Here is a 14,545-nt window from a genome sequence, read left to right on the forward strand (position 1 = left end):
CCGGGCAATGCGCCCGGCATGGGGCGAAATCAGGCTCGGGCGGATGCATCGGCGACATCCGCCGGCCCGGCCCCGTCAGTAGGATGCCGGGCTGCGGGCGACGCCGGCGGCAGGCCGTGCAGCACGAAGGCCTCGCGCACCGGCGCGAACGAGCGCCGGTGATGCGCACAAGGCCCGTGCTCGCGCAGTGCGGCCAGATGCTGCGGCGTGCCATAACCGGCATGGGCGTCGAACCCGTACACGGGAAACGCGCGATGAAGCTCGACGAGCAGCCGGTCGCGCGTCACCTTGGCGAGGATCGACGCTGCCGAAATGCTCGGCACGAGCGCGTCGCCGCCGATCACGGCCTCGCTGCGCACAGCCAGCACGGGACAGCGGTTGCCGTCGATGCGCGCGAGCGTCGGCGTCACGCCGAGCCCTTCCACGGCGCGGCGCATGGCGAGCATGGTCGCGTGCAGGATGTTCAGCGTGTCGATCTCCTCGACCGAGGCCGACGCGACACACCAGGCGAGCGCACGCTCGACGATCGCGTCATACAGTGCCTCACGCTTTTTCGCGCTCAGCACCTTCGAATCGTCCAGGCCTTCGATCGGGCGCGCCGGATCGAGAATGACCGCCGCCGCCGTCACGGGCCCGGCAAGCGGTCCCCGCCCGGCCTCGTCGACGCCGCAGACGATCTCGCCGGGCAAATCGAAACTGAGGCCCTGCTGGGCCAGCGTCGGCTTCGCCCTCGGCGGCCGGCCCGACTTCGGCCCGCGCGATGCGGCACGCCCCGTCATGCGGCCACCCTGCGGCTCGTCGCGACCCGCGCGACCACTTCCGCCGCGCGCTGCGACGTATTCTGCCGCAGCGTGTGATGCAGTTCCGTGAAGATGTCCGTCAGCGTGCGACGGTTCGCCTCGTCGTGCAACTGCTTGAGCGTGGCGTCGGCAAGCGCCTCGGGCGTCGCGAAATGCTGGAGGATTTCCGGCACGACGAAACGCCCGGCCAGAATGTTCGGCAGGCCCACGTACGGCAGATACCCCTGGCGGCGCATGATCTCCCCGGTCAGCCAGGGCACCTTGTAGGAAATGACCATCGGCTTTTTCAGCAACGCCGCCTCGAGCGTCACCGTACCGCTCTTCACGAGGATCGCGTCGGCCGCCGTCATCGCGGCCTGCGACTGGCCGTCGACGAGCGTCAGCGCGAGCCCCGCATGCGCGTCGACGAGCGTCTGCAACTGCGCGCGCAGTGCCGGCGTCGCGGCCGGCATCACGAAGCGCAGGCCGGGCTCGCGCCGCTGCATGAGTTCCATCGCGTCGAAGAACGTCGGGCCGATCAGGCCGATCTCCGAACGCCGGCTGCCGGGCAGCACGGCGACGACCGGGCCGCTCTCGGGCAGACCCAGCGCGCGGCGCGCGCCGGCCTGGTCCGGTTCGAGCGGAATCTCGTCGGCAAGCGGATGGCCAACGTAGGACGCGGCCACGCCGGCCTTTTCGAGAATCGCGGTCTCGAACGGAAACACGCAGAGCATGTGATCGACGGACTTGACGATCTTCTTGATCCGCCCGCCGCGCCACGCCCAGATCGACGGGCAGACGAAATGAACGGTCGGAATGCCCGCGTCGCGCAGCGCATGCTCGAGCCCGAAATTGAAGTCGGGCGCGTCGACGCCGACGAACGCGTCGGGCGGATCGGCCAGCAACTGGCGCTTCAGCTCGTTGCGGATGCCGAGAATCTCGGGAATGTGGCGCAGCGCCTCGACGTAGCCGCGCACCGAGAGCTTTTCCATCGGCCAGTGCGCGTCGAAGCCCGCCGACGTCATGCGCGGCCCGCCGATGCCGTAGTACTGCGCGGTCTCCGGCAACTGGCCAGTCAGGCCGGCGAGCAACGACGACGCCAGCAGGTCACCGGACGGTTCGCCGGCGACGAGCGCGATGCGCAGCGGACTCGATTGCAGCGCCATCGGCTAACGGATAATGCCGCGCTGCGACTGGTCGACGAAGTCGAGCAGCGCTTTCACGGGCGCGTCGCCGTCGCCGCCCGCCGCGGCGAGCTCGATGAGCTGCACCTTGGCCTCTTCGAGCGACAGGCCGTTCTTGTAGAGCAGCCGGTACGCCGAGCGCAGCGCGGAGATGGCGTCGGCCGAGAAGCCGCGGCGACGCAACCCCTCGACGTTGATGCCGTGCGGCACGGCCTTGTTGCCGGCCGCGATCACGAACGGCGGCACGTCCTGCACGAGCGCCGAGGCGCCGCCCAGCATCGAGTGCGCGCCGATGCGCACGAACTGGTGCACGCCCGACATGCCGCCGACGATCGCGTAATCCTCGACGATCACGTGGCCCGCGAGCTGCGCGTTGCTCGACATGATGACGCTGTTGCCGAGCCGGCAGTCGTGGCCAACGTGCACGTAGGCCATGATCCAGTTGTCGTCGCCGATCGTCGTCACGCCGCGATCCTGCACGGTGCCCGTGTGCAGCGTCGTGAATTCGCGGATCGTGTTGCGGTTGCCGATTTCGAGCCGGGTCGGCTCGTCCTTGTACTTCATGTCCTGCGGACGCCCGCCGATCGACGCGTAGTGGCCGATCCGGTTGTCTTCGCCGATCGTCGTGTGGCCCTCGATCACGCTATGCGAACCGATGGTCGTGCGCGCGCCGATGCTCACGTGCGCGCCGACGACAGCATATGGTCCGATCTCGACGGTCTCGTCGAGCTGCGCGCCGGGCTCGACGATCGCAGTGGGATGAATCCTGCTCATTCGCCCTCGCTTCCGGTTCTGTTGCGGGAGCCGCCGCCCGAGCTTGCGGCGCGGCGCCCCGCGTCCGATATGGCGCGCCTTACTGCGCGGCCTGGTCTACGGTCTTCACGGTGCACATCAGTTCCGCCTCGGCGGCCACGACGCCCTCGACTTCGGCCCGGGCCTTGAACTTCCAGATACCGCGCATGTAGCGCTCGAACGTGGCGTTCAGGATAAGCTGGTCGCCCGGTTCGACGACGCGCTTGAAGCGCGCACCGTCGATGCCGACGAAGTAGTAGAGCGTGTTTTCATGGTCGCGCGGATCCTCCGCGAACGTGAGCAGCGCGGCCGTCTGCGCGAGCGCCTCGAGAATCATCACGCCGGGCATGACGGGGCGCGCCGGGAAATGCCCCGTGAAGAACGGCTCGTTGACCGTGACGTTCTTCAGCGCCTTGATGCTCTTGTGCGGCTCGAGCTCCAGCACCCGGTCCACCATCAGGAACGGGTAACGATGCGGCAACAGCGTGAGGATCTTGTGGATGTCGAAGTTGAGTTTTTCGATGTTCATGGTATTTCTGCTCACGCGAGAATTGCGCGAAGGTGACTGCGAATGCCGGCGCGAACCCTGCGCCAGGCGCTCGATGCCGTGTGTCCGGGCGAACCCTCGACACACGGCGTGGCACGCGAAAACCCCTGCCTCGCCTCTCGCCGGCGGCGGCTTTCGCGTGCCGGCCCGTCGACGGACAAGCCCGCAGGCTCCGCCGACCGGCCGATCCGACTCCGGTCAGGCGTTGCCGCCCGAGCGCGCGGCAAGCGCCGTCTCGAGCGCCTTGATACGGTCGCGCAGCTTGTCGAGATTGCGCATCAGGGCCGCGCTCCGGTTCCAGTCGGCATGCTCGACCGCGGGAAACGCGCTCGTGTACATGCCGGGTTTCAACAGCGATTTCGACACGCCCGACTTGGCCGTGATGATGACGTGGTCGGCCAGCGTCACGTGGCCGGCAATGCCGACCGCGCCGCCGATCATGCAGTGGCGCCCGATCGTCGTGCTGCCCGCGATGCCCGCGCACCCGGCGATCACGGTATAGGCGCCGATCCGGCAGTTGTGACCGATCTGCACGAGGTTGTCGATCTTCACGCACGCCTCGATCACCGTGTCGGCCATCGCGCCGCGGTCGATCGTCGTGTTCGCGCCGATTTCGACGTCCGGGCCGACATCTACGCCGCCGACCTGCGGAATCTTGACCCACGTGCCCGTGCGCGCATCGCCCTCGCCCGTGAAGTCGGGCGCGAAGCCGAAGCCGTCCGAGCCGATCACCGCGCCCGAATGGACGATCGCGCGCTCGCCGATGCGGCAGCCGTGATAGACGGTGACGCCCGGATAGAGATGCGATCCGTCGCCGATCTGCGTGCCGCGGCCGACGAACACGTTCGCGTCGAGCCGCACGTTCTCGCCGATCGCGGCGCCGGCCTCGACCGTCACGTTCGGGCCGATCACGGCGCTCTTCGCCACGCGCGCGGCCGGATCGACGTGCGCCGACGGATGCACGCCGGCCTCGGGTTTCGGCGCGGCGAGGTCGATGAACGCCTGCGCGACACGCGCGAAATAAGCGTACGGATTGGGCGTGACGATGAAGTTGCGGCCTTCCGGCGAGGCGAGCTTCGCCAGATCGTCTGCGTTGATGAGCACGGCGCCTGCGCGCGTGGTTTCGACCTGCGACAGATACTTCGGATTGGCGAGGAATGCCAGTTGCTGCGGCCCCGCCTGGTCGAGGGGAGCCAGACCCGCGACACGCTGCCCGGGCTCGCCGACCACTTCGCCGCCGAACCGCCGGACAATTTCCTCAAGCGTGAATGACATGCGTGCACTGCTCCTGCGTCAATTGCCGCTGCTGTTGTCGCCACTACTGCTGCTATTGCTGCCCGAACCGCTGCCTCCGCTGCCCGACTGCGCCGCCAGCGCCTTGAGCACCTGGTCGGTGATGTCGATGCGCGGGCTCACGTATACCGCTTCCTGCAGGATCAGGTCGTAATGCTGCTGCTCGGCGATCTGCTTGATGACCTTGTTGGCCTTGTCCAGCACCGCCGCGAGCTCCTCGTTGCGACGCTGGTTCAGATCCTCGTTGAATTCGCGCTGCTTGCGCTGGAAATCGCTGTCGAGCTGAGACAGTTCGCGCTGCTGCCCGGCGCGATCGGCCGCCGACATCGAAGCGCCGTTCTTGTCGAGCGCGTCGGACATCGTCTTCAGCTTCTGCGCCATGTCCTGCAGATCCTTGTCGCGCTTCGCAAACTCCGCCTCGAGTTTTTGCTGCGCGGCCTTGGCGGGAGCCGATTCCCGCAGGATGCGGTCGGAGTTGACCGCTGCGATTCTTGCCTCCTGTGCCTGCGCGACGCTCACCCCGCCCGAAAACAGCATCGTCAGCGTCAACGCCAATGCCCACGTTGCGCGCCTCGTCAAACCCGTTAGCAAAGTCACCTTCCCGTTTCTCCCAATCATTGCATTCCCGCCAGCGTGGCGTCGCGCCCCCCGACGGAATCGACCGCCGTTTGCCGCAGCGCAGCCGGGTTTTCCGCCCCGAACGACACATGAGCCCGCCACGCGCGGCTTCGCGATGAAACCGCGGGTCCGGACGATACGCGTCGCCAATGCCGGGTGGATAGCTGCATCAGGTCAGACGCTCCTCTGGAGCGCCGCCGAATTCTTTAAAAATGGATTAACCGAGCCAGATCGTTGAACAACGCGATCGCCGAGAGCGCGACGATACAGGCCAGCCCTGCGCGCTGGAGCATCATCTGCCAGCGGTCCGACACGGCTTTGCCCGTGACGGCTTCGACCAGATAATATAACAGATGCCCCCCGTCCAATACCGGAATCGGGAGCATGTTGAGCACGCCGAGGCTGATGCTGACGAGCGCGAGGAACGACATGAAGGCGGACGGCCCGAGACGCGCGCTCTTGCCCGCGTAATCGGCGATCGTCACCGGCCCCGAAAGATTCTTGAGCGACGCCTGGCCGATCAGCATCCGGCCGAACATCCGCAGCGAATAGAGCCCGATGTCCCACGTGCGCCGCGCGCCGAGCCGGGCGCTGTCGAGCAGCCCGTAGCGCACCTCCACGCTCGGCACCTGAGCCGCCAGCGCCGCGCCGATGCGCCCCGCCTCCTTGCCGTCCTCGCCGCGCTGCAGAACCGGCACGACCGTCAGCGATACCGTCTGCCCGGGCGTGCCGCGCTCGACCTGCAGTTGCAGCGGCTCGCCGGCGTGCGCCTCCACGTAGGCGATGAACGTGCTCGCGCTGTCCACGGGCCGGCCGTCGATCGCCTTCAGGCGGTCGCCCGCCGCGAGCCCCGCGCGCTGCGCCGCGCTGTTCGGCTCGACGTCCATGACCTGCAGCGCGCCGCCGCCCGCGTCGAGTCCGAGACGCACCATGAAATCGTCGTCGAGATCCTTCGACGAGAGCCGCGAGAGATCGAGCGGAAAATCGTAGACGCCGTTGCCGTCGCGCGCGACCAGCACCACGTGGCCGCGGTCGAACGCGGCCGCGAGCAGCTTCCAGCGCAGGTCTGACCACGAGCGCACGGTCTTCGTCTCGCCCTCGCTGATGATCGAGACGATCTTCTCGCCGCCCTGGAAACCGGCCTGGGCCGCGGCCGTATGCGACGGCGGCGCGGCGACGATGGCCTGAGGCTCGTTCACACCCGTCGAGAACACAACGGTGAAGAGCAGCACGGCCAGCACGAAGTTGGCGATCGGCCCGGCCGAGACGATGGCGATACGCTTGCCGACCGACTGGCGGTTGAACGCGTGGGGCAGATCCTGCGCGGGAATCGTGCGCAGCGCGTCGCGCTCGTCGAGCATCTTCACGTAGCCGCCGAGCGGCAGCAGCGCAATGCTCCACTCCGTGCCCGTCCTCCGGTCGACCCACTGCACGATCGGCCTGCCGAAACCGATGGAGAAGCGCAGGATCTTCACCCCGCACCATCGCGCGACGCTGTAATGCCCAAACTCGTGGACGACGACCAGTACGCCGATCGCTACCGCGAAAGCCACGACTTCGGTAAGCAGGTTCATAAGCGCCTCGCTGCTGGCAGCGCGCCGGCGTGCGGACTAGGCCGGCACCGGCAGACTGTCGATGATGGCGTGCGCAGCGCGGCGCGCCGCAGCGTCCGCGTCGAGCACGTCCTCGAGATTGGCCGCGCGGCGGTTCGGCAGCGCGTCGAGCACCGCGCCGACCGTGCGGGCAATCTCCATGAAACCGATCCGCCGCGCAAGGAACGCCTCGACGGCGACCTCGTTGGCCGCGTTGAGCGACGCGCTCGCGACGCCGCCCGCGGCCAGCGCCCGCATCGCGAGCGCGAGGCACGGAAAACGGGCGTAATCGGGCTGTTCGAACGAGAGCGTCGCGATTTGCACGAGATCCAGCGGCCCCACGCCCGAATCGACGCGCTCCGGAAACGCGAGCGCATGCGCGATCGGCGTACGCATGTCGGGGTTGCCGAGCTGCGCGAGCACCGAACCGTCGGCGTACGAGACGAGCGAGTGGATCACGCTCTGCGGATGGATCAGCACGTCGATGCGCTCGCCCGGCAGGTCGAACAGCCAGTGCGCCTCGATGACTTCGAGGCCCTTGTTCATCATCGTCGCGGAGTCGACCGAAATCTTGCGGCCCATCACCCAGTTCGGATGCTTGCAGGCTTCTTCGGGCGTCACGTCGACGAGCGTGGCGGGCTCGCGCGTGCGAAACGGTCCGCCCGACGCGGTCAGGATGATCTTCGTGACGCCGCCGTGCAGCGCCGCCTCGCGCGGCAGGCACTGGAAAATCGCGTTGTGCTCGCTGTCCACGGGCAAAAGCGTCGCGCCGTGATCGCGAACCGCGTCCATGAAGATCGCGCCCGACATCACGAGCGCCTCCTTGTTCGCGAGCAGGATGCGCTTGCCGGCGCGCGCGGCCGCAAGCGTCGGCGCAAGGCCGGCCGCGCCGACGATGGCCGCGACCACGGTATCGCAGCCGGCGCTCTTCGCGGCGTCGACGAGCGCCTGCGCGCCCCAGCTCACTTCGGTGCTGCAGCCGGCCTCGCGCAGCGCCTGCGCCACCCGCCCGGCCGTGGCGGCGTCGCCGACCACGGCCACGTCGGGCTTGAAGCGCAGACACTGCTCCACGAGCTTGTCGCCGTTGCGATGCGCCGTCAGCGCATGCACCGAAAAACGTTCCGGATGCCGCGCGACCACGTCGAGCGTGCTGTCCCCGATCGAGCCCGTCGAACCGAGCAGTGTCAGTCTTTTTTGCATATCTCTATCTCTAGCCGAGCAGCCACAGCGCGAGCGGCAGCACCGGCAGCAGCGCATCGATGCGGTCGAGCACGCCGCCGTGTCCCGGCAGCAGGCCGCTCGAATCCTTGACGCCAGCCTGGCGCTTGAGCATCGATTCAAACAGATCGCCGATCACGCTGAACGCGACCAGCACGGTAAGCCAGACAAGCGCGCGCGCCATGCCGCCGCGCGCGACCAGCGTCGAATACAGCGTCGGCTCGAACGCGTGCAACAGGACGGCCGCGAGCGCCACCGCCATCACGGCGACCCAGCCGCCCGCCGCGCCCTCCCAGGTCTTGCCCGGGCTGATGGCGGGCGCCAGCTTGTGGCGGCCGAACGCCTTACCCGCGAAGTATGCGCCAATGTCGGCCAGCCAGACGACGAGCAGAAGCGACAGCACGAACGCCACGCCCTCGGTGCGCGCGGCCACGAGCGCCTGCCAGCAGGCCGCGAAAATCGCGAGGCCGGCCGCGAGCAGGAACAGGCGCCAGGCGCCCGTCGCGAGCGCTGGCTTACGCACGAGCACGTACGGGCCGGCCACGATCCAGAACACGCTCGCCGCACGGAACAGCGCGTGGGGCGTCTCGAACTTCGCGCTCGCGGCGACGACGACGGCCGCGACCAGCGCATAAATGACCGCGCCGGCGCCGCCTGTCTTCAGCAGGCGCGCCCATTCCCAGGCGGCGAATACGACGACCACGCCGATCAGCGCGCCGAAGGCGGCGACCGGAGCGAACAGCGTAACCGGCAGGAACACGGCCAGCAGCACGAGCGCCGTGACGACGCGAGTTTTCAGCATGAAAGCGAGTCGGCGTTCTGCACGTGCGGCTCGAGCTGCGCGCTCGTGCGCCCGAAGCGCCGCTCGCGCCGCGTATACGATGCGATCGCGCGGGCCAGTTCGTCGGCGCCGAAATCCGGCCAGTAGGTATCGGTGAAATAGAACTCGGTGTACGCGAGCTGCCAGAGCAGGAAATTGCTGATGCGCTGCTCGCCGCCCGTGCGGATGAACAGGTCCGGCTCGGGCGCGTAGGCCATCGCGAGATGCTGGGCGAACGTGTCCTCGTTGACGAGCGCGGGCTTGCCTTCGTGGACCGACTGCTCGACGAGCTTGCGCGTCGCCTGCATGATGTCCCAGCGGCCGCCGTAGTTCGCGGCGATCGTCAGCGTGAGGCGCGTGTTGCCGGCCGTCTTCACTTCGGCGCGGCGGATCAGGTCCTGGATGCGCGTGCTGAACATCGTCAGGTCGCCGATCACGCGCAGGCGGATGCCGTTGGCGTGCAGCTTGCCGACCTCGCGCTCGAGCGCGGTGACGAACAGGCGCATCAGGAACGACACCTCGTCGGTCGGCCGACGCCAGTTCTCCGAGCTGAACGCGAACAGCGTCAGGTATTCGACGCCGCTGCGCGCGCACGACTCGACGGCCGCGCGCACGGCCTCGACGCCGCGCGTGTGGCCCGAGACGCGCGGCAGGCGGCGCTCGGTCGCCCAACGGCCGTTGCCGTCCATGATGATCGCGATGTGACGCGGTACGTCCGTCACATCAGGCACTCGGACAGTTGAACTGGTATAGGTCATGGCCATTGAACGATAAATGGAGAAGATGGCGGAAAACCCGGCGAAGCGGCGGGCTCTCAGGCTCAGACCGTCATGATCTCCGCTTCCTTGGTCTGCACCAGCTTGTCGATTTCGGCGACGAAACGGTCCGTCAGCTTCTGGATCTCGTCGACGGCGCGGCGCTCGTCGTCCTCCGACGTTTCCTTGTCCTTCACGAGCTTCTTCAGTTGCTCGTTTGCGTCGCGGCGCAGGTTGCGCACGGCCACCTTCGCCGTCTCGGCCTCGCTCTTGACGACCTTCGTCAGCTCGCGGCGGCGCTCCTCGGTGAGCGCGGGCATCGGCACGCGGATCAGGTCGCCCTGGGTCGCCGGGTTCAGGCCCAGGTCCGACTCGCGGATCGCCTTCTCGACGACGGCCACCATCTTCTTTTCCCACGGCTGCACGCCGATCGTGCGGGCGTCGACGAGCGACAGGTTCGCGACCTGCGAGATCGGCACCGGCGAGCCGTAATAGTCGACCTGGATGTGATCGAGCAGGCCGGTATGCGCGCGGCCCGTGCGGATCTTCGACAGATCGGTCCTGAACGCTTCGATCGAGCGCTGCATTTTCTGTTCGGCGCCCTTCCTGATGTCAGCCACAGCCATTTTGAAACCTCCAACCTTCATAACGGAGCGGACCGGCCGGCGCGAGACCACGCCGTCTCCCGGCCCACATTCGAGCCTCTCGCGTGAGCGAGAGTTTACACGTGCACGAGGGTGCCCTCGTCTTCGCCCTCGACGATGCGCTTGAGCGCCCCCGGCTTGTTGATCGAAAACACCCGGATCGGCAGCTTCTGGTCGCGGCACAGCGCGAACGCCGTCGCGTCCATCACCTGCAGGTTGCGGCCGATGGCCTCGTCGAAGCTGATCGTCGCATAGCGCGTCGCCGAGGGGTCTTTCTTCGGGTCGGCCGAGTAGACGCCGTCCACCCTGGTCGCCTTGAGCACGACCTCCGCGCCGACTTCCGAGCCGCGCAACGCCGCCGCCGTGTCGGTCGTGAAGAACGGGTTGCCGGTGCCGGCCGCGAAGATGACGACCTTGCCTTCCTCGAGCTGGCGGATCGCCCGCGGGCGGATGTACGGCTCGACCACCTGGTCCATGCGCAGCGCCGACTGCACGCGCGCCTCGATACCGGCGTGGCGCATCGCGTCCTGCAGCGCCAGCGCGTTCATCATCGTCGCGAGCATGCCCATGTAGTCGGCGGTCGCGCGGTCCATGCCGGCCGCGCCGCCCGCGACGCCGCGGAAAATATTGCCGCCGCCGATCACGACGGCGAGCTGCGTGCCGAGCCGGACCACCTCGGCCATGTCCGCCACCATTCGTTCGATCGTGGCGCGGTTGATGCCGAAAGCATCGTCGCCCATCAGGGCTTCGCCGGAAAGTTTGAGCAGAACGCGTTTATAGGCGGCAGTGGGCATGGAAAGATCCAGATCGCGCGGAAAGGAACAATAACTCGGAACTGTAGGGGTGAAACACGGCTTCGGGCAAGCGGCGCCGGAAACCGGGAAATCCGGCCGCGCCGCACGGCAGACCGGGCCCGCCGGGCGGCGTGGTACTGCTGGCCGCGGCCGGGACGACGCCCCGGCCGCGGGTACTGCGCCTGATGCGTTATTGCTGCTTTGCAGCAGCGACCTGCGCCGCCACTTCGGCCGCGAAGTCGTCCTGACGCTTCTCGATGCCCTCGCCGACCACGAACAGCGTGAACTGCTGCACCGACGAGCCGGCCGCCTTGAGCATCTGCTCGACCGTCTGCTTGTCGTTCTTCACGAACGGCTGGTTCAGCAACGAGACTTCCTTGAGGAATTTCTGCACGCTGCCCTCGACCATCTTCGCGACGATTTCGGCCGGCTTGCCCGATTCGGCCGCCTTCTGCTCTGCGATGCTGCGCTCCTTCGCGATCAGCTCGGCCGGCACGTTCTCCGACGAGAGCGAGACCGGCTTCATCGCCGCGATGTGCATGGCGACGTCCTTGCCCACTTGCTCCTCGGCACCCGCGTATTCGACCAGCACGCCGATGCGCGTGCCGTGCAGGTACGCGGCGAGGCGGTTCGACGTTTCGAAGCGCGAGAAGCGGCGGATCGACAGGTTCTCGCCGATCTTGCCGACGAGCGCGAGACGCACGGCGTCGACGGTCTGACCGTCGAGCGGCAGCGCCGACAGCGCGGCGACGTCGGCCGGGTTCTGCTTCGCGACGAGTTCGGCCACCTTCTGCGAGAACGCGTTGAAGTCGTCGTTCTTGGCGACGAAATCGGTTTCGCAGTTCAGCTCGACGACCGCGCCGACGCCGCCTTCGATGAACGAGGCGATCACGCCTTCGGCGGTCACGCGCGAGGCGGCCTTGCTGGCCTTGTTACCGAGCTTCACGCGCAGCAGCTCTTCGGCGCGCGCCATGTCGCCGTCGGCTTCCGTCAGCGCCTTCTTGCATTCCATCATCGGCGCGTCGGTCTTCGCGCGCAGTTCAGCCACCATGCTTGCGGTAATTGCCGCCATCATTCACTCCTTGGGTCTTCTCTGGTACACGCCGACCGCCTTTCGATGCGGCCGGCCCGAATTCGTTTCGGCGCGACACGTTTTCTTACATCTCGACGCGCGCGCACGATACCGCGGCTCAAAAAAAGGGGGCCTATGAAAGCCCCCTTGTTGGCCGGACGCGGGGCAGCGTTACGCCTCCGCGTTGACCTCGACGAACTCGTCGCCGTCGTCGTTGCCGCGCACGGCCTGCACGACTTCGTTGACCGCGTTGGCGCGGCCTTCGATGATCGCGTCGGCGACTCCCTGGGCGTACAGCGCCACGGCCTTGCTCGCGTCGTCGTTACCCGGGATCACGTAGTCGATGCCTTCCGGCGAGTGGTTCGTGTCGACCACCGCGATGACGGGAATGCCGAGCTTGTTCGCTTCGGTCACGGCAATCTTGTGATAGCCGACGTCAACGACGAAGATCGCGTCGGGAATACCGCCCATGTCCTTCACGCCGCCGATCGACTTCTGCAGCTTGGCGATTTCGCGTTCGAACAGCAGCGCTTCCTTCTTGCTCATCTTCTCGAGCTCGCCCGCCTCGACCGACGCTTCCATGTCCTTCAGGCGCTTGATCGACACCTTCAGCGTCTTGAAGTTGGTCAGCATGCCGCCGAGCCAGCGCGCGTTCACGTACGGCATGCCGGCGCGCAGCGCGTCGGCCGCGATCGTGTCGCGCGACTGGCGCTTCGTACCGACGAAGAGGATCGTGCCGCGATTCGCTGCCAACTGACGCACGTACTTCAGCGCGTCGTTGTACATCGGCAGCGTCTTTTCGAGGTTGATGATGTGAATCTTGTTGCGATGGCCGAAAATGAACGGGGCCATCTTGGGGTTCCAGAAGCGCGTCTGGTGACCGAAGTGGACACCGGCTTCCAGCATTTGACGCATGGTGACTGCCATGAAAATCTCCGCCAGGGTTAGGTCTTAAGCCGGCTGCCGTATCGGCCGCGCGCCGCGCCGGTTCCGTGCGAAATCCACGGTTTCCGCCGCGCCGCGCCGCGCGACACCCAGGGTGCGCCGGCTTGCGAGTGCTGCAATTGGAAAATTGCCGCTGCTTTTACTTCTCTCTTGCTTACTTGCTACTGCCTGATTTTGCCGCTTTCCGCATCGATGCGGCTTGAATCTGCGCTCGCCGTTGCCGCCTGCGGCAGCGACAAGACGGACATAACGGATTTACCCGCACAGACAGGCCTGCACGGACCCGCCATGTCCCGCCGTTCTCTCCCGTTTTCCCTTTCAGGCCCAGCAAGATCCGAAAGAAAACGGGGAATGACTTAGCCGAAGATTATAGCACAGGGAAGGTTTCAGGCTCAAGACAGCCAAGGCTTTCCGCCGTCGAGGGCGGCCGGCCGGGGCCGCCGACGGGCCTCGCTCGCGCTCGCCGTTTGGGCCGCCGAAAAGCAGCGACGGCGGGGATAAGGTGAGATAATGGCCCACTGAACTGCATTTGCGGGCTTCATCACATCATGGCCATCTCGATCAAGAACGAAGACGACGTCGCGAAAATGCGCGTCGCCTGCCGGCTGGCAAGCGAAGTACTCGACTACATTACGCCGCTCGTCGTCGCCGGCGTGACGACGGGCGAGCTCGACCGCCTGTGCCACGAATACATGCTGAACGTGCAGGGCACCGTGCCGGCGCCGCTCAACTACCAGCCGCCCGGCTATCCGCCTTACCCGAAGGCCACCTGCATCTCGGTCAACGACGTGATCTGCCACGGCATTCCGGGCGACAAGACGCTCAAGAACGGCGACGCGCTGAACATCGACATCACCGTCATCAAGGACGGCTACTTCGGCGACACGAGCCGGATGTTCATCGTCGGCGAGGGGTCGATTCTCGCGCGCCGGCTCGTGCAGACCACTTACGAATGCATGTGGCTCGGCATCGACCAGGTGCGCCCGGGCGCCCACCTCGGCGACATCGGCCACGCCATCCAGCGCCATGCCGAAGCGCAGGGCTACAGCGTCGTGCGCGAATACTGCGGCCACGGCATCGGCACCGTGTTTCACGAGGACCCGCAGGTGCTCCACTACGGCCGTCCCGGCACCGGTCTCGAGCTGCAGCCGGGCATGATCTTCACGGTCGAGCCGATGATCAACGCCGGCCGGCGCGATATCCGCACGATGCCGGACCAATGGACCGTCAAGACGCGCGACCGCAGCCTGTCCGCACAGTGGGAACACACGGTGCTCGTGACGGAGCACGGCTACGACGTGCTGACGGTGTCGGCCGGCACGCCGGCGCGCCCGGCCATCGTGGCCCAGACGGCCAGCGCGGCGGCCTGAGCGCGGAGGGACGGCGGCAAGCCCCAAGCCGGAGCGCGAGGAAGCGCGGCCGCGGATGCCCCCCCGGGGCCCGCCGGCAACCGTTTCCGCCGCTTCAGGCCGTGTCCTTCTTGTTGCGCCTT

At 67.1% G+C, this 14,545-nt stretch carries 15 protein-coding genes; 1 reads left to right on the forward strand and 14 read right to left on the reverse strand.

The features are described 5' to 3' along the window. Nucleotides 1-29 precede the first annotated feature (29 nt). From rnhB to rpsB, 14 genes are all read right to left on the reverse strand, one after another. Nucleotides 30-779 (reverse strand): ribonuclease HII, encoded by a 750-nt coding sequence (gene rnhB, locus CY652_RS11855; protein ID WP_102130914.1) that lies wholly within the window; start codon nt 777-779, stop codon nt 30-32. After that, the gene (lpxB, locus tag CY652_RS11860; protein ID WP_102130915.1) at nt 776-1,945 is read right to left on the reverse strand and encodes a lipid-A-disaccharide synthase; all 1,170 of its coding nucleotides are present in this window, start codon (nt 1,943-1,945) and stop codon (nt 776-778) included. Before lpxB ends, rnhB begins: the two co-directional genes overlap by 4 nt. A gap of 3 nt (nt 1,946-1,948) precedes the next feature. Further along, nucleotides 1,949-2,737 carry an acyl-ACP--UDP-N-acetylglucosamine O-acyltransferase gene (gene lpxA / locus CY652_RS11865; RefSeq protein WP_102130916.1) on the reverse strand — a complete coding sequence of 263 codons (789 nt, stop codon included), beginning with the start codon at nt 2,735-2,737 and terminating at the stop codon, nt 1,949-1,951. Nucleotides 2,738-2,816: 79 nt separating this feature from the next. Further along, nucleotides 2,817-3,284, reverse strand: a complete 468-nt coding sequence (gene fabZ, locus CY652_RS11870) for a 3-hydroxyacyl-ACP dehydratase FabZ (RefSeq protein ID WP_102130917.1) — start codon at nt 3,282-3,284, stop codon at nt 2,817-2,819. 216 nt (nt 3,285-3,500) lie between these two features. Further along, on the reverse strand, nt 3,501-4,577 hold the full coding sequence (gene lpxD / locus CY652_RS11875; RefSeq protein ID WP_102130918.1) for a UDP-3-O-(3-hydroxymyristoyl)glucosamine N-acyltransferase: 1,077 nt from the start codon (nt 4,575-4,577) through the stop codon (nt 3,501-3,503). Between the two features lie 18 nt (nt 4,578-4,595). Further along, on the reverse strand, nt 4,596-5,132 hold the full coding sequence (locus CY652_RS11880) for an OmpH family outer membrane protein (protein WP_102131056.1): 537 nt from the start codon (nt 5,130-5,132) through the stop codon (nt 4,596-4,598). A gap of 287 nt (nt 5,133-5,419) precedes the next feature. Further along, nucleotides 5,420-6,787: an RIP metalloprotease RseP gene (gene rseP / locus CY652_RS11885; RefSeq protein WP_102130919.1), complete on the reverse strand. Its 1,368-nt coding sequence runs from the start codon at nt 6,785-6,787 to the stop codon at nt 5,420-5,422. A 36-nt stretch (nt 6,788-6,823) separates the two neighbouring features. Beyond that, nucleotides 6,824-8,005 carry a 1-deoxy-D-xylulose-5-phosphate reductoisomerase gene (locus CY652_RS11890; protein ID WP_102130920.1) on the reverse strand — a complete coding sequence of 394 codons (1,182 nt, stop codon included), beginning with the start codon at nt 8,003-8,005 and terminating at the stop codon, nt 6,824-6,826. Nucleotides 8,006-8,015: 10 nt separating this feature from the next. After that, nucleotides 8,016-8,825, reverse strand: a complete 810-nt coding sequence (locus tag CY652_RS11895; RefSeq protein ID WP_102130921.1) for a phosphatidate cytidylyltransferase — start codon at nt 8,823-8,825, stop codon at nt 8,016-8,018. Beyond that, nucleotides 8,819-9,601: a polyprenyl diphosphate synthase gene (gene uppS / locus CY652_RS11900; RefSeq protein ID WP_102131057.1), complete on the reverse strand. Its 783-nt coding sequence runs from the start codon at nt 9,599-9,601 to the stop codon at nt 8,819-8,821. The genes CY652_RS11895 and uppS overlap by 7 nt, the downstream gene beginning before the upstream one ends. A gap of 62 nt (nt 9,602-9,663) precedes the next feature. Beyond that, the gene (gene frr, locus CY652_RS11905) at nt 9,664-10,224 is read right to left on the reverse strand and encodes a ribosome recycling factor (protein WP_102130922.1); all 561 of its coding nucleotides are present in this window, start codon (nt 10,222-10,224) and stop codon (nt 9,664-9,666) included. Between the two features lie 95 nt (nt 10,225-10,319). After that, nucleotides 10,320-11,036, reverse strand: coding sequence for a UMP kinase (gene pyrH, locus CY652_RS11910; RefSeq protein ID WP_102130923.1), 717 nt, complete (start codon nt 11,034-11,036; stop codon nt 10,320-10,322). Between the two features lie 190 nt (nt 11,037-11,226). Next, on the reverse strand, nt 11,227-12,108 hold the full coding sequence (gene tsf / locus CY652_RS11915; protein ID WP_102130924.1) for a translation elongation factor Ts: 882 nt from the start codon (nt 12,106-12,108) through the stop codon (nt 11,227-11,229). Between the two features lie 171 nt (nt 12,109-12,279). Then, nucleotides 12,280-13,035: a 30S ribosomal protein S2 gene (rpsB, locus tag CY652_RS11920; RefSeq protein ID WP_102130925.1), complete on the reverse strand. Its 756-nt coding sequence runs from the start codon at nt 13,033-13,035 to the stop codon at nt 12,280-12,282. Nucleotides 13,036-13,601: 566 nt separating this feature from the next. Here rpsB and map point away from each other — a divergent pair. After that, nucleotides 13,602-14,423 (forward strand): type I methionyl aminopeptidase, encoded by an 822-nt coding sequence (gene map, locus CY652_RS11925; protein WP_102130926.1) that lies wholly within the window; start codon nt 13,602-13,604, stop codon nt 14,421-14,423. The last annotated feature ends 122 nt before the right edge of the window (nt 14,424-14,545 follow it).

Origin of the sequence: Burkholderia sp. WAC0059 (assembly GCF_002870125.1) — a bacterium.
In the GTDB taxonomy this organism is placed as follows: Bacteria; Pseudomonadota; Gammaproteobacteria; order Burkholderiales; family Burkholderiaceae; genus Paraburkholderia.

Excerpts from the sequence above, each read along its gene's own strand:
- lpxB (WP_102130915.1), bottom strand. The coding sequence starts at position 1,945 with ATGGCGCTGCAATCGAGTCCGCTGCGCATCGCGCTCGTCGCCGGCGAA.
- map (WP_102130926.1), top strand. The coding sequence starts at position 13,602 with ATGGCCATCTCGATCAAGAACGAAGACGACGTCGCGAAAATGCGCGTC.
- CY652_RS11880 (WP_102131056.1), bottom strand. The coding sequence starts at position 5,132 with ATGCTGTTTTCGGGCGGGGTGAGCGTCGCGCAGGCACAGGAGGCAAGA.
- pyrH (WP_102130923.1), bottom strand. The coding sequence starts at position 11,036 with ATGCCCACTGCCGCCTATAAACGCGTTCTGCTCAAACTTTCCGGCGAA.
- uppS (WP_102131057.1), bottom strand. The coding sequence starts at position 9,601 with ATGACCTATACCAGTTCAACTGTCCGAGTGCCTGATGTGACGGACGTA.
- CY652_RS11895 (WP_102130921.1), bottom strand. The coding sequence starts at position 8,825 with ATGCTGAAAACTCGCGTCGTCACGGCGCTCGTGCTGCTGGCCGTGTTC.
- tsf (WP_102130924.1), bottom strand. The coding sequence starts at position 12,108 with ATGGCGGCAATTACCGCAAGCATGGTGGCTGAACTGCGCGCGAAGACC.
- lpxD (WP_102130918.1), bottom strand. The coding sequence starts at position 4,577 with ATGTCATTCACGCTTGAGGAAATTGTCCGGCGGTTCGGCGGCGAAGTG.
- frr (WP_102130922.1), bottom strand. The coding sequence starts at position 10,224 with ATGGCTGTGGCTGACATCAGGAAGGGCGCCGAACAGAAAATGCAGCGC.
- CY652_RS11890 (WP_102130920.1), bottom strand. The coding sequence starts at position 8,005 with ATGCAAAAAAGACTGACACTGCTCGGTTCGACGGGCTCGATCGGGGAC.
- rpsB (WP_102130925.1), bottom strand. The coding sequence starts at position 13,035 with ATGGCAGTCACCATGCGTCAAATGCTGGAAGCCGGTGTCCACTTCGGT.
- fabZ (WP_102130917.1), bottom strand. The coding sequence starts at position 3,284 with ATGAACATCGAAAAACTCAACTTCGACATCCACAAGATCCTCACGCTG.
- rnhB (WP_102130914.1), bottom strand. The coding sequence starts at position 779 with ATGACGGGGCGTGCCGCATCGCGCGGGCCGAAGTCGGGCCGGCCGCCG.
- rseP (WP_102130919.1), bottom strand. The coding sequence starts at position 6,787 with ATGAACCTGCTTACCGAAGTCGTGGCTTTCGCGGTAGCGATCGGCGTA.
- lpxA (WP_102130916.1), bottom strand. The coding sequence starts at position 2,737 with ATGAGCAGGATTCATCCCACTGCGATCGTCGAGCCCGGCGCGCAGCTC.